This window comes from Pseudomonas sp. TH37, assembly GCF_016650735.1.
Lineage (GTDB): Bacteria > Pseudomonadota > Gammaproteobacteria > Pseudomonadales > Pseudomonadaceae > Aquipseudomonas > Aquipseudomonas farris.
Genome location: NZ_JAEKFD010000001.1, coordinates 831,408 through 844,874, shown reverse-complemented (window position 1 = coordinate 844,874; position 13,467 = coordinate 831,408). Strand labels below are relative to the sequence as shown.

Below are 13,467 nucleotides of genomic sequence, written 5' to 3'. Positions count from 1 at the left end.
GCGCCCGACAACCAATGATCAGCACCGAACTCAAAACCACGATCCAGGGCGCCTACTCGCGTTTTCTCGAAGCCAAGAGCCTCAAGCCGCGCTACGGCCAACGCCTGATGATCGCCGAAATTGCCAAGGTCCTCGGTGCCATCGACACCGACGACGAAGGCCGGCGCAGTGGTGACCCCGCGATTGTCGCGGTGGAAGCCGGCACCGGTACCGGCAAAACCGTGGCCTACAGCCTGGCGGCCATCCCGACCGCGAAGGCCGCCGGCAAGCGTCTGGTGATCGCCACGGCCACCGTGGCCCTGCAAGAGCAGATCGTCTACAAGGATTTGCCCGACCTGATGCGCAACAGCGGGCTGAATTTCAGCTTCGCCCTGGCCAAGGGCCGCGGGCGCTACATGTGCCTGTCCAAACTCGACATGTTGCTTCAGGAAGGTCATGCGCAGACTGCCACCGCGCAGCTGTTCGAAGAAGAAGGCTTCAAGATCGAGGTCGATGAGGCCAGCCAGAAGCTGTTCACCAGCATGATCGAGAAGCTCGCCGGCAATAAGTGGGACGGCGACCGCGACAGTTGGTCGACGGCGCTGGAAGACGCCGATTGGGCGCGCCTGACCACCGATCACAGCCAGTGCACCAACCGTCATTGCCCGAACTTCGGCCAGTGCGCCTTCTACAAGGCCCGCGAAGGTATGGGCAAAGTCGACGTGATTGTTACCAACCACGACATGGTCCTGGCCGACCTGGCCTTGGGCGGCGGCGCGGTTCTGCCCGATCCGCGCGATACCATCTACGTGTTCGACGAAGGCCATCACCTGCCGGACAAGGCTATCGGTCACTTCGCTCACTACACGCGTCTGCGCTCCACCGCCGACTGGCTGGAAACCACCGCCAAGAACCTCACCAAATTGTTGGCCCAGCACCCGCTGCCGGGCGATCTGGGTAAATTGATCGAGCAGGTGCCGGAGCTGGCCCGGGAGATCAAGACCCAGCAGCAGTTCATGTTCAGTGCCTGCGAGCAAGCCGCCGACTTCAAACCCGGCGAAGACGTCGAAGGTCGCGAGCGGCCACGTCACCGTTTCGTCGGCGGGGTGATTCCCGAGCACATGCGCGAAATGGGTATCGAGCTGAAGAAGGGCTTTGCCCGCCTGACGGACCTGTTCACCCGGCTCACCGAACTGCTCAAGGAAGGCATGGACGGCGAGGTCAATATCGGCATCGCCAGCAACCAGGCCGAAGAGTGGTATCCGCTGTTCGGCAGCCTGTTGTCGCGTTCTTCGGGCAACTGGGAGTTGTGGACCGCTTTCACCGTGGAAGACCCGGAAGACAACCCGCCCATGGCCCGTTGGCTGACCCTGGCCGAAAGCGGTTCGCTGTTCGACATCGAGGTCAATGCCAGCCCGATCCTCGCGGCGGACATGCTCCGGCGCAACCTGTGGAACGTGGCCTACGGGGCGCTGGTGACATCGGCGACCCTGACCGCTCTCGGCACATTCGACCGCTTCCGCATGCGTGCCGGCCTGCCCAAAACAGCCGTCACCGCGGTGGTCCCGAGCCCGTTTCATCATGCCGACGCCGGCGTGCTGCGGGTGCCGGACCTGAAAGCCGACCCGCGTGACGCGCCGGCTCATACCGCGGCGATCATCCGCGACCTGCCGCAACTGGTCGAAGGCTCCCGTGGCACCCTGGTGCTGTTCTCCTCACGCAAGCAGATGCAGGACGTGTTCGACGGTCTGGATCGCGACTGGCGCAAGCAAGTGTTCATTCAAGGCAACCTGTCGAAGCAGGAAACCCTGAACAAGCACAAGGCGCGGGTTGATGGAGGGGATTCCAGTGTGCTGTTCGGCTTGGCGAGTTTCGCCGAAGGCGTGGATTTGCCCGGTGCGTACTGCGAGCACGTGGTGATCGCCAAGATTCCGTTCTCGGTGCCCGACGATCCTGTCGAAGCGGCGCTGGCGGAATGGATCGAGGCCCGCGGTGGCAATCCGTTCATGGAAATCTCCGTGCCGGACGCCTCGCTGAAGCTGGTCCAGGCCTGCGGTCGCTTGCTGCGGACCGAAGAAGACCGTGGCACCATCACCTTGCTCGACCGTCGCCTGGTCACGCAACGCTACGGCAAAGCTATTCTCAATGCATTGCCGCCATTCCGTCGTGAAATTTCCTGATGCACCGGTGGGCAAATAGGCCCACCGCGTTGTCTACCTCACTGCCACCGCTTTTCCACTGGCCCATTGATGGTCGCTTGGGAGATCCACGTTCCTATGATTCGCCGTTCGTTGCCTGCTGTTTTTGCCTTGATGTTCGCAGCCCCTTTGCTGGCGGCCCCTGCCGGCCAGCAAACGTTGTTCAACTTTGTGCGTCCCGCCGACGTGGTCCAGGTGGCGACCCAAGACGCCAGCCTGCCGCAATCGAACGCGGAGCAAACGGCCGAAGGCGAAGTGCTGCGTCGCGTGACTTTTAATCCGGTCGCCCAGCCGACCTTGCGCCTGACGCCGCAGACCGGTGCCTGGGACTGGTCGCAGTCGGGTGTCATGAGCCTGCGGATCCAGAGCGCGATGAACTGGGCCGTGACCTTGTACGTGAAAATCCAGAGCAACGACGGCAAGACCCTGGTCAGCCGCGTCGATCTGCCGGCCGGCCCTGCACAAACCCTGCTGGTGCCACTGCAGCCGAGTTCACCTTTGAGCCAGGGCATGAAAGCCGGCCCGCCGATGCCGATCAACTTCGAAGGGCAGATATTGCTGGCCAGCAGCACCGGTGAGCTGGACCGCAGCCAAGTGGTATCGGTGACCTTGTCGATGGATCAGCCGAAAGTCGCCCAAAGCATCCTGCTCGAGCGCTTCGGCGTGCAGGATGGCGAGGCGGTCACCAAGGCCGCTTATGGCGCTCTGGTGGATGCTTACGGCCAATCGACCCGGGCCAAGTGGCCGGAGAAGGTCAGCAGCGACGAGCAACTGAAGTCCGCCGCGGCCAAAGAACAGCAACAACTGAAAACCTGGTTGGCTGACCGCGAGAAGGCCTCGCTGGACAAGTTCGGCGGCTGGACCAAAGGCCCGGCGTTCAAGGCCAGCGGCTTTTTCCGCACCGAAAAGCGTGACGGCCGCTGGTACCTGGTGACCCCGGAAGGGCATCCGTTCTATTCCCTCGGCGTCAACAGCGTGAACCCGAGTGTCAACCAGACCTACGTCGCCGGTCGCGAGTCGATGTTCGAGTCCCTGCCCAAACCCGACGAGCCCCTTGCCAGCTATTATGGCGAAGGCGACAACCGTGGCGGCAATGGCGCCGATCAGGGCCGAGCCTACAACGCCGGTCGCTGGTACGATTTCTACGGCGCCAACCTGCAGCGTCTGTATGGCAAACCTTGCGCACCGGGCAGCGACACCAAGGCCGGTGTCGCCGAAGCGGCCAAGGCCGATGCGGTCGAGGCGACGACCGATAAGGCTGCCGAGCAATCAGCCGCTCCTGCGGCGACCGAATCCGCGGCTGGTGTTGCCGACGCGGCCAAGACCGGCGCCGTTGAAGCGTCAGTCGAAAAAGCGGCCGAGCAAACGGCCGCCGAACCCTGCAAAGTGGTTTTCGACGAACAGCGTTGGGCCAGTCATACCCTCGATCGCCTGCAAGCCTGGGGTTTCAATACCCTCGGCAACTGGAGCGCCCCGGTGTTTGGCAACGCGGACCGAGTGCCATACACCTTGCCGCTGTCGATCGTCGGCGATTACGCCAGCATCAGCACCGGTACCGATTGGTGGGGCGGCATGCCTGACCCGTTCGATCCGCGTTTCGCCATGGCCACCGAACGCGCCGTGGCCATCGCCGCTCGCGACCATCGCGACGATCCGTGGTTGATCGGTTACTTCGCCGACAATGAACTGGCCTGGGCCGGTCCAGGCGATGACCCGAAGGCCCGTTACGCGCTGGCCTACGGCACCTTGAAAATGACCACCGATGTGCCGGCCAAACGTGCCTTCCTCAAACAGCTGCGTGATAAGTACCGCAACCAGGCGGGCCTTTCCAAAGCCTGGGGCATTGATCTGCCGGCTTGGGAATTGATGGAAGACCCGGGCTTCGTGCCGCCGCAGCCGAGCATCGAATACCCGGAAATCGAAGCCGATTTCAAATACTTCCAGAAAGTGTTCGCCGACACCTACTTCAAAACCGTCTCCGATTCGCTCAAGTGGCATGCGCCGAACCAGTTGCTGCTGGGTGGCCGTTTTGCCGTCAGCACCCCGGAAGCCGTCGAGTCCTGCGCGCAATACTGCGACGTGCTGAGCTTCAATATGTACACCCTGCAACCCCAGGACGGTTACGACTTCGCCAGACTGCGCAGTCTGGACAAGCCGGTACTGATCACCGAATTCAACTTCGGCTCAGCGGATCGCGGCCCGTTCTGGGGCGGTGTGACACAACTGGCGAAAGAAGAAGACCGCGGCCCGGCCTACGCGAACTTCCTTAAACAAGCGATGAGCGAACCGTCGATTGTCGGGGTGCACTGGTTCCAGTACCTCGATCAACCGGTGACCGGTCGCCTGCTGGACGGCGAGAACGGTCACTTCGGGTTGGTGGGTATTACTGATCTGTCGTTCCAGGGCTTTGTCGACACTGTGCGCAAAAGCAATTTGCAGACTGTCGATCAGCTCGGCAAAGAGGCCGAGAAGGCCGAGAAGGCCAAAGCCGAGGCGGAAAAAGCCACCGAGAACCATGAGGGCGAGGGCGGCAAGCAAGGCGCTGCCGACAAGGGGGCGGAGCAGGGCGCCGGCCATGCGGGTGGGCATTCGGGTAATGGTCATTGAGTCTGATACACCACAAACCCTGTGGCGAGGGGGCTTGCCCCCGTTCGACTGCGAAGCGGTCGCAAAGCCAGAATTTGCGGTTTATCTGTAGAGACATGGGGGCCGCTTCGCGACCCAACGGGGGCAAGCCCCCTCGCCACAGGGATCGCACCATCGATGTCTGCGGCATTCTCAAGGCCGGGCGACCGCCCGGCCCGACCCTGTTCCCAAAACCCTCAAGGGCTGGAACAATGCGGGCCACTTTGTAGAGCGTTTATCCGGGAGAGTTGCGGGTGCAGATTCAGGGTCATTACGAGCTTAAGTTCGAAGCGGTGCGCGAAGCTTTTGCGGCGCTGTTCGACGATCCTCAGGAGCGTGGCGCGGCGTTGTGCATCCGCATTGGCGGGGAAACCGTTCTCGACCTCTGGGGCGGTACCTCCGACAAGGACGGCACCGAAGCCTGGCACAGCGACACCATTGCCAACCTGTTTTCCTGCACCAAGACCTTCACCGCCGTGACCGCGCTGCAACTGGTGGCCGAAGGCAAGCTGCAACTGGATGCCCCGGTCGCCCGTTACTGGCCCGGGTTCGCTGCCGCCGGCAAAGAATCCGTGACCCTGCGCCAGTTGCTCTGCCATCAGGCCGGCCTGCCTGCGTTGCGCGAGTTGCTGGCTCCTGAAGCACTTTACGACTGGCAGACCATGGTCGATGCCCTGGCTGCCGAAGCGCCATGGTGGACGCCGGGTCAAGGTCACGGTTATGCGGCGATCACCTATGGCTGGCTGATCGGTGAGTTGCTGCGTCGCGCCGACGGTCGTGGGCCCGGCGAATCCATCGTGGCACGGGTCGCGAAGCCTTTGGGCCTGGACTTCCACGTCGGCCTCGCCGACCAAGAGTTCCATCGCGTGGCGCATATTGCCCGTGGCAAGGGCAACTTCGGCGACGCCGCGGCCCAACGCTTGCTGCAAGTGACCATGCGCGAGCCGACGGCTATGAGCACGCGGGCCTTCACCAACCCGCCGTCTATAATGACCAGTACCAACAAACCGGAATGGCGGCGCATGCAGCAGCCGGCCGCCAATGGCCATGGCAATGCCCGCAGCCTGGCCGGGTTCTACGCCGGTTTGCTCGACGGCAGCTTGCTGGAAAGCGAAATGCTCGAGGAGCTGACCCGCGAACACAGCATCGGCGAAGACAAGACTTTATTGACCCAGACCCGCTTCGGCCTGGGTTGCATGCTCGATCAACCGGACGTACCCAACGCCACCTACGGCCTCGGCCCACGGGCGTTCGGTCACCCCGGCGCCGGCGGCTCCATCGGTTTTGCTGACCCGGAATACGATGTGGCCTTCGGCTTTGTAACAAATACCCTGGGGCCGTACGTCTTGATGGATCCACGAGCCCAACAGCTTGTGCGAGTACTGGCCACTTGTCTGTAAATCACGCTTAAGGGGGCCAGGGCTGGAACCCGAAAGCCTTTGTGGTTTCAAAGCGCTGTTTATCCGGGCTAACCCGGTCTGATTCTTCATTACTTCATTTTGTGGATATCCAATGTCATCCAATAAAACTCTCGCCCTGGCCCTGTGCTTCGCTATCACCGGTTGCGCACAAACCCCACAAAATGACGCAGACGGCGGCAGCTGGTGGCCGTTCGGTTCATCCGACAAGGTTGCGACCAAAGAGCCGGCCCCGGCCCCGGCCCCGCTAAAACCGGCTGCAACAGCACCCGTCGCCAAGGCTGACAGTGCATCCCCTTGGTACTGGCCGTTCGGTTCCGATGACGCTGCCGACAAAGTGGCCAAACCGGACGTGAAGCCGGAAGTTAAACCTGAAGCCAAACCGGCCGTTGCAGCCAAGGCTGAAGCCGATGCCGGTGGCAACTGGTGGTGGCCGTTCGGCGGCAAGGAGCAGAGCACCGCCAAGGCCGTGCCGATGCCCGACCCGAAAGTCACCCAGGCCTGGCTCGACGACTACGAACCGCGCCTGCGCGAAGCGATCAAGGACAGCAACCTGAAACTTGAGCGCCGCGAGAACGTACTGGTCGTCACGGCACCGGTAGAAGGCTCGTTCAACCCTGACCGTCCGTCCATGCTGCTGCCGGTGACCCTCGGTCCATTCACCCGTGTCGCGAAAATCCTCGAAGTCGATCCAAAGACTGCCGTGCTGGTACTCGGTCACAGTGATACGTCGGGCGCCGCACCGGCCAACGTGAAGCTGAGCCAGGAACGCGCCCAGGCAGTGGCGGCGATCTTCCGTCTCAGCGGTCTGCAGCGTGATCGCCTGATGCTGCGCGGCATGGGTGGTGAGGCTCCGCGTGCCGCCAACGACAGTTCTGAAGGTCGTGCCTTGAACCGTCGCGTCGAGCTGTTGGTAACACCGGCAAACACCATGGTCGCGTTGCTGAGCAAGTACAACATGCCGGCTCCTGCACCGGTGAAAACTATGGTCGCTGCGCAAGACATCAAGCCAGTGGCCAAGCCTGTGACCCCGGCTCCTGCAGCGAAGAAAGCGGCTGTGCCGGCGACGAAAAAGGCACCGGCCAAGAAAGCGGCTGTCAAGGCTCCAGCCAAAAAAGCAGTGGTGAAAAAGACTGCGCCCGCCAAAGCCGCTGTCGACACCAAGAAAGTCGCTGTCGCCGATGACACAAAGAAGTGATTCGTTAACCAAAAGGAATGCGCCATGACCCGGCCCTTGGCAGATATGCGTCGCGACTACACCCGAGATGGCCTGACCGAGGCGCAAGCCCCGGCCGAGCCGTTCGCGCTGTTCCACCAGTGGTTTGCCGATGCGGTGAAAACCGAGCAGGTGCCGGTGGAGGCGAATGCCATGACGCTGGCCACCGTCGATCAGGACGGTCGGCCGCATTGCCGCATCCTGCTGCTCAAGGGGTTGGACGAGCAGGGCTTCACCTTCTTCACCAACTACGAAAGCGACAAGGGTCAGCAACTGGCAGCCAATCCATTTGCGGCCATGACGTTCTTCTGGCCAGCCCTGGAGCGCCAGGTACGCATCGAAGGGCGGGTGGTGAAGGTCACGCCTGAAGAGTCCGACGCCTACTATCAGGTTCGTCCTCTGGGCAGTCGTCTCGGTGCCTGGGCCTCGCCCCAGAGCCGGGTGATTGCTGATCGCGCCGAGCTGGAAGCGCTGCTCAAGAACACCGAGCAACGTTTCAGCGATACTCAGCCTCACTGCCCCGAGCACTGGGGCGGCTATCGCTTGCTACCCGAGCGCATCGAATTCTGGCAGGGCCGTCCGAGCCGTCTGCACGATCGCCTCAACTACCGCTTGCAAGGCGCCGACTGGGTTCGTGAACGCCTGGCGCCGTAAATAGTCTACCGATCGGGATACCCTGCCGCAGCGGCCTCCAGCCACTGAGGCAGGTCCCGCCGCTTGATCTTCTGCGTTTGAGCGTTCGCCAGTTGCTGGAGCATAAAGGCTCTTTTCTGTTGGTCTTTACCCGCCAGTGACAACGCCAGATCACGGTCCATCCAGCGTTTGATCCGCACGTACAGCCACCAATGGAAGTACAAGCCGGCGACGGTCGTGACGACAATGATGAAGTAATCCATGAAAATCCTTGGGGCAGCGGCGCAGATTTTGTAATTTGACGCTACTGTGTGGTGAGTTCGAAAAAGCGCCTGTATCGGGCCTGAATGAAACCAATTTTATCCGGGTGAAGTCGTGACAGGCGTCAAGCTGCGGAGTTTAATGGATACCTGTCCTATGGAGTTTGATGCTATGCGTAAGTCTGTTCTGCTGGTTGCTTCCTTTTCCACGATGGCGATGTTGCTCACTGGCTGCCAATCGAGCTTGACCGGTGACTCCTACTCCCGTGACGAAGCGCGTCGTGTGCAGACGATTCGCATGGGTACCATCGAAGCCCTGCGTCCGGTGAAAATCGAAGGCACCAAAACCCCGATCGGCAGCGCCGCCGGTGCAGTCGTGGGTGGTGTCGGCGGTAGCGCCATCGGCGGCGGTCGCGGCAGTATCGTCGCAGCGGTCATCGGCGCTGTCGCCGGCGGCCTGATGGGCTCGGCTGCCGAAGAAGGCCTGACCCGTACGCAAGGTGTTGAAATCACCGTGCGCGAAGACGATGGCAGTATGCGCGCCTACGTGCAGGAAGTTCAGCCAAACGAAGTGTTCCGTGTGGGTGAGCGGGTGCGGATCGCCACTGTTGATGGTACGAGCCGCGTTGCGCACTAAGCGGAGCGAAGGGTAAAAGAAAACCCCGATCAGGTGACTGGTCGGGGTTTTTTGTGTCTGTTGCCTTCACGCATTGCACGTGAGTTGGAAGTAATGGTTTGAGTCGTGGATGGGCTTTCCTATCAGCCCTTCGATCGCTGACAGTTGCAACTGGGACAGGTTATAGCCTTCCCAGCCTTGTTGGTCTGAAGTCCAGCCCATGATGACTTTCAGTTGGTCATCCGATCCGTCGGGTAAATCTTCCTCGAACGCGAGGAATTCGGTTTCGATATCGAACGCTTCTACGCGATAAATCAAAACTCGGTGTCTCCTGAGGACATCCAGTTAAAGGTAGGCCAAGTGCCTCGACTGGATCACCAGCTCTCGCGGTAATCGAAAGATAGTTGGTAATCGTGGGTGCCTAGGTCAACTAGGTGGCGAAAGTGGGGTTGAATAATATCGATCCAATGGCTGCCAACATCAAAACCTCCATTGTTAATATTGTTTTCGACGGGGATGCCGAGAGCATCAAGAATTGACTCATCGTCACCTAAATCTTTAGAGGACTCTTCGCCCTGACAAATTTCGGTTTGCTTGTCATACCATTCCAACCGTAGCTTCAGTCCCATCTTCGTCTCACAAGTATTTTTTCTTGATGTTTCGTTCATTTTTAGCATCATCGCGTCGCTCACCCGTTACGGCGTCAAATGCTCCCAAATGGCTCCCATTACTTGCGCGATATACCTCCAGCTCACCATGCATCGAGTCCCATTCGTAGATCGTTTTGCCCTTTGCATCAGTCCAACGCTCTCTAAGTCCTCCACCACCTACGACGGGGTTCTTTTTCTTGGCTTTTTTTAGACCAGGAAATGCACTGATATCCTCAGTTTTTGGCGCTGGATGATACCTGTGACCAGCTGTTGGCAAGCCTTTACGAGGAGCGCTGACCACAACATATAGCGGCGACACTCCGGAACCAACCGGAAACACAAGAATGAAATCCTTGTACTCAGGCGGGTACACCGGATTCACGATGATGCTGTCAGCCGCCTTAGTTGGCGGATAAACCCAGATGTGCGGCGCTTGTGGTGCGGCTTCCAAAGCGGGGATGCCGAGGACGTTTGAACCATCCTCGACCGGTGTCCAGATCAACTCAACGCCGTCCCCAAGGTCAGCCACATGCTGACTGCCACGCAAGGTGAATTGCACGACATCGACCATTTCCCAGTCACGGTTTTTGCCGGTGTAGAACCCGTATCCCTTGAGACTGCCGTCAGCCTGTTGCTCGACCCGCAGGCGCACGCGGGTGCGGGCCTGTTTAAGGGCGCGTAGTTGATCTTCGGTGTAGAGCGAGCTGTCGCCAAGGCTCGACGGTATGACCAGGGCCACCAAGCCTGCCAAGGTGGCCGCAGCGGTGCTGGCGGCGACTGCGGGCAGTGCGGCGAACGCTGAGCCGGTCAAAGCAAAGCTGCCGAAACCTGTCGGAATCGCAGTGCCACTGATTTTCTTGAGCAGCACGACACCGCTTTCATCGGCCTCGCGAGCACCGAGCAGAACCAGCTCGCCGTAGTCTTTCAGGCTGTCAGTCGGAACAACGCCGGAGGGGTTCGTGTAGTCGATGATTGCGTCGGGCAGCTTGCAGGACTTGGCGAATACGCATCCCGCGCGGGCAACGTCGTCCTTTTTCGCAGTGACTTGAAGGCTGTCTTCGAAGATCTGCTGCCTGGCGAGCATGGCGTCGTAGGCGTTTTGCCTGGCGTCCCGCTCGGCCAATTCAGTGGCAGGCATGTAGCGGTGGGTGACGTAATGCCCGTCGCCTGATGGTGGGTTTTGAACCCGGGGAATGTCCTTGTTGCCAGCCACTGATTGTCCTTTCGCTCGTCCATCGGCAACCCCCGAAAGAGGGGCTGCGCGACGTTAACGAACGTGGCTAATCGTGGCTGTAGGACGAATCCTGAATGTCGCTAAGAGTGTTCTCTATCGTTCAGGACTGCAGCGCAGTGCTTTTGCGACTCGCCGCCGCTGTCACCGCATAACCGATCAATGCCGCCAGTATCGAGCCGGTCAGAATCCCCATTCGATCCATCCCGGCGTATTCACTGCTGCCGGGCACGAAGGCCAGGGAGCCGACGAACAGGCTCATGGTGAAACCGATGCCGCAGAGGATCGCCACGCCCAGAACCTGACCCCAGTTGGCGCCTTGGGGCAGGGTGGCGATGCCGATTTTTACCGCCAGCCAGGTCAGGCCGAAGACTCCGATGGTCTTGCCCAGCAGCAGGCCGACGGCGATGCCCATCGGCACGTCGTGGGTGAAGCTTTCGACGGTCACGCCGCTCAGTGACAGGCCGGCGTTGGCGAAGGCAAACAGCGGCAGAATGCCGTAGGCCACCCACGGATGCAGGGCATGTTCCAGGGTCAGCAGTGGCGAAGGCTCAGCGTTTTTTGTGCGCAGGGGAATGCAGAAGGCCAGGGTCACGCCTGCCAGCGTGGCGTGTACACCGCTCTTGAGCACGCAGACCCAGAGGATCAGCCCGATGATCATGTACGGCCCGAGCTTGACCACGCCGAGTCGGTTCATCCCGATCAAGGCCGCGATGCAGGCCGCAGCCAATGCCAGGGACAAGGTCGACAGTGCGCCGGAATAGAAGATCGCGATGATGATGATCGCGCCCAGGTCGTCGATGATCGCCAGGGTCATGAGGAACAGTTTCAGCGACACAGGCACGCGTTTACCCAGCAGGGCCAGTACGCCGAGGGCGAAGGCGATGTCGGTGGCGGTCGGAATGGCCCAGCCACCCAAGGCGGACGGGTTGTCGCGGTTGAGGAACCAGTAGATCAGCGCCGGCACCACCATGCCGCCAATCGCCGCCGCGCCGGGCAACACGATCTGCGATGGTTTTGACAGCTGGCCGTCGAGGACCTCACGTTTCACTTCCAGGCCGATCAGCAGGAAGAACAGGGCCATCAGGCCATCGTTGATCCACAGCAGCAGTGGCTTGGCGATTTTCAGCGCGCCGATCTGAGCCACCACGGGGGTGTCCAGCAAGCCGCTATAGAGCCACGACAGCGATGAATTGTTGATGATCAGGGCGAGAGCGGCCGCGGCGATCAATAACAGACCGCTGGCAGCTTCCAACTGAAAGAAACGCGTGAACGTGCTACGCAGAGGCAAGGTCGCTCTCCATCGATGAATTCAAAAGGTGGCACACCCTAACCCGTACCGTTAGTTGTTAAAACAAAAGTTATATTCTTTTTTGTTATATGCCGTTACAACGCGGACGGTCAGCAAAGGCCTGAGCCTAGCAGTTGCCGGACGTATTGGACCTCAGCTGTATCTGTGCATGATGTAGCTTCTTTCCTAAGCTTGTGGGCTGAGCCTTGCGACAAGGCCGACTCATTGCCAGATTCAACGAGAAAACGATCATGAACGACAACCGACAGTGGGCCCGCGAAGCCATCCGGATCATCGAAGCCGACTTCCAGCGCAGCGCCGATACCCACCTGATCCCCTTGCCGCTGCCGGGGTTGCCGGGCATCGAGTTGTATTTCAAGGATGAGTCGAGCCATCCCACCGGCAGCCTGAAACATCGGCTGGCGCGCTCGTTGTTCCTCTACGCCCTGTGTAACGGCTGGCTCAAACCCGGTGCGCCAGTGATCGAAGCCTCCAGCGGTTCGACGGCGATTTCCGAGGCGTACTTCGCCCGGTTGCTGGGGTTACCGTTCATTGCGGTGATGCCCGCGACCACGTCCAAGGAGAAGATCGCGCAGATCGCTTTTTATGGTGGCAAGAGCCATTTGGTGGACGATCCGACGCAGATCTACGCCGAGTCCGAACGCCTGGCTCGCGAACATGACGGGCACTTCATCGACCAGTTCACCTACGCCGAACGCGCCACCGACTGGCGCGCGAACAACAACATCGCCGAATCGATCTTCCAGCAGATGCGCTTCGAGCTGCACCCGGAACCGAGTTGGCTGATTTCCAGCCCCGGCACCGGCGGCACCACCGCGACGCTCGGCCGTTATGTGCGCTATCGCCAGCACTGCACCCGCGTGCTGTGCGCCGATGCCGAGCGTTCGGTGTTCTTCGATTATTACCAGACCGGCGATGCCAGCCTGCGCCTGGATTGCGGGTCACGGATTGAAGGCATTGGTCGGCCGCGGGTGGAAGCGTCGTTCCTGCCCAAGGTGATCGATGCGATGGTCAAAGTACCGGACGCGTTGTCGCTGGCGGCCATGCATTACCTGGCGCAGCGTTTGGGGCGACGGGTCGGCGGATCGAGCGGGACCAACCTGATCGGCGCCTTGATGGCAGCCCAGCAGATGGTGGCGGCGGGGGAGTCGGGGTCGATCGTGGCGATTTTGTGCGATGGCGGCGAGCGCTATGCCACCACCTATTACGATCAGGCCTGGCTCAAGGCCCAGGGGTATGAATTGAGTGGGTTGATGGATGCCGTGGCGGCCAGCGTCGAGCGCGGCGAGCCGCTGCCGGCCAGCGTGTTGCGCGCCAATATCTGAGATG

At 60.7% G+C, this 13,467-nt stretch carries 12 protein-coding genes; 7 read left to right on the top strand and 5 right to left on the bottom strand.

Features of this window, described 5'->3' with window-relative positions:
* The first annotated feature begins 14 nt into the window (after positions 1-14).
* From dinG to pdxH, 5 genes are all read left to right on the top strand, one after another.
* Positions 15-2,159, top strand: a complete 2,145-nt coding sequence (gene dinG, locus JFU11_RS03980; protein WP_008005800.1) for an ATP-dependent DNA helicase DinG — start codon at positions 15-17, stop codon at positions 2,157-2,159.
* Positions 2,160-2,255: 96 nt separating this feature from the next.
* Positions 2,256-4,784 carry a hypothetical protein gene (locus tag JFU11_RS03975; RefSeq protein ID WP_201059844.1) on the top strand — a complete coding sequence of 843 codons (2,529 nt, stop codon included), beginning with the start codon at positions 2,256-2,258 and terminating at the stop codon, positions 4,782-4,784.
* Positions 4,785-5,056: 272 nt separating this feature from the next.
* On the top strand, positions 5,057-6,202 hold the full coding sequence (locus JFU11_RS03970; RefSeq protein WP_201059842.1) for a serine hydrolase domain-containing protein: 1,146 nt from the start codon (positions 5,057-5,059) through the stop codon (positions 6,200-6,202).
* 112 nt (positions 6,203-6,314) lie between these two features.
* Entirely contained in the window at positions 6,315-7,418 is a 1,104-nt protein-coding gene (locus tag JFU11_RS03965) for an OmpA family protein (protein WP_201059840.1), read from the top strand.
* Positions 7,419-7,442: 24 nt separating this feature from the next.
* A complete protein-coding gene (gene pdxH / locus JFU11_RS03960) occupies positions 7,443-8,090 on the top strand; it encodes a pyridoxamine 5'-phosphate oxidase (protein WP_123719781.1) in 648 nt (215 codons plus the stop codon).
* 5 nt (positions 8,091-8,095) lie between these two features.
* On the opposite strand, the gene JFU11_RS03955 is transcribed toward pdxH, so the two are convergent.
* Positions 8,096-8,332: a hypothetical protein gene (locus JFU11_RS03955; protein WP_052966960.1), complete on the bottom strand. Its 237-nt coding sequence runs from the start codon at positions 8,330-8,332 to the stop codon at positions 8,096-8,098.
* A 169-nt stretch (positions 8,333-8,501) separates the two neighbouring features.
* Between JFU11_RS03955 and JFU11_RS03950 the strand changes: the two genes are divergently transcribed.
* Positions 8,502-8,966, top strand: coding sequence for a glycine zipper 2TM domain-containing protein (locus JFU11_RS03950; RefSeq protein WP_095054089.1), 465 nt, complete (start codon positions 8,502-8,504; stop codon positions 8,964-8,966).
* A 66-nt stretch (positions 8,967-9,032) separates the two neighbouring features.
* Here JFU11_RS03950 and JFU11_RS03945 read toward each other — a convergent pair whose 3' ends face one another.
* The 4 genes from JFU11_RS03945 to nhaA form a co-directional block, all read right to left on the bottom strand.
* Positions 9,033-9,263, bottom strand: a complete 231-nt coding sequence (locus JFU11_RS03945; protein WP_201059838.1) for a hypothetical protein — start codon at positions 9,261-9,263, stop codon at positions 9,033-9,035.
* Positions 9,264-9,319: 56 nt separating this feature from the next.
* The gene (locus JFU11_RS03940) at positions 9,320-9,574 is read right to left on the bottom strand and encodes a colicin E3-like toxin immunity protein (protein WP_201059961.1); all 255 of its coding nucleotides are present in this window, start codon (positions 9,572-9,574) and stop codon (positions 9,320-9,322) included.
* Positions 9,575-9,581: 7 nt separating this feature from the next.
* Positions 9,582-10,808, bottom strand: a complete 1,227-nt coding sequence (locus JFU11_RS03935) for a colicin E3/pyocin S6 family cytotoxin (protein ID WP_201121224.1) — start codon at positions 10,806-10,808, stop codon at positions 9,582-9,584.
* Positions 10,809-10,929: 121 nt separating this feature from the next.
* On the bottom strand, positions 10,930-12,117 hold the full coding sequence (gene nhaA / locus JFU11_RS03930) for a Na+/H+ antiporter NhaA (protein WP_123719777.1): 1,188 nt from the start codon (positions 12,115-12,117) through the stop codon (positions 10,930-10,932).
* 248 nt (positions 12,118-12,365) lie between these two features.
* Between nhaA and JFU11_RS03925 the strand changes: the two genes are divergently transcribed.
* A complete protein-coding gene (locus JFU11_RS03925; RefSeq protein ID WP_201121235.1) occupies positions 12,366-13,463 on the top strand; it encodes a PLP-dependent cysteine synthase family protein in 1,098 nt (365 codons plus the stop codon).
* The last annotated feature ends 4 nt before the right edge of the window (positions 13,464-13,467 follow it).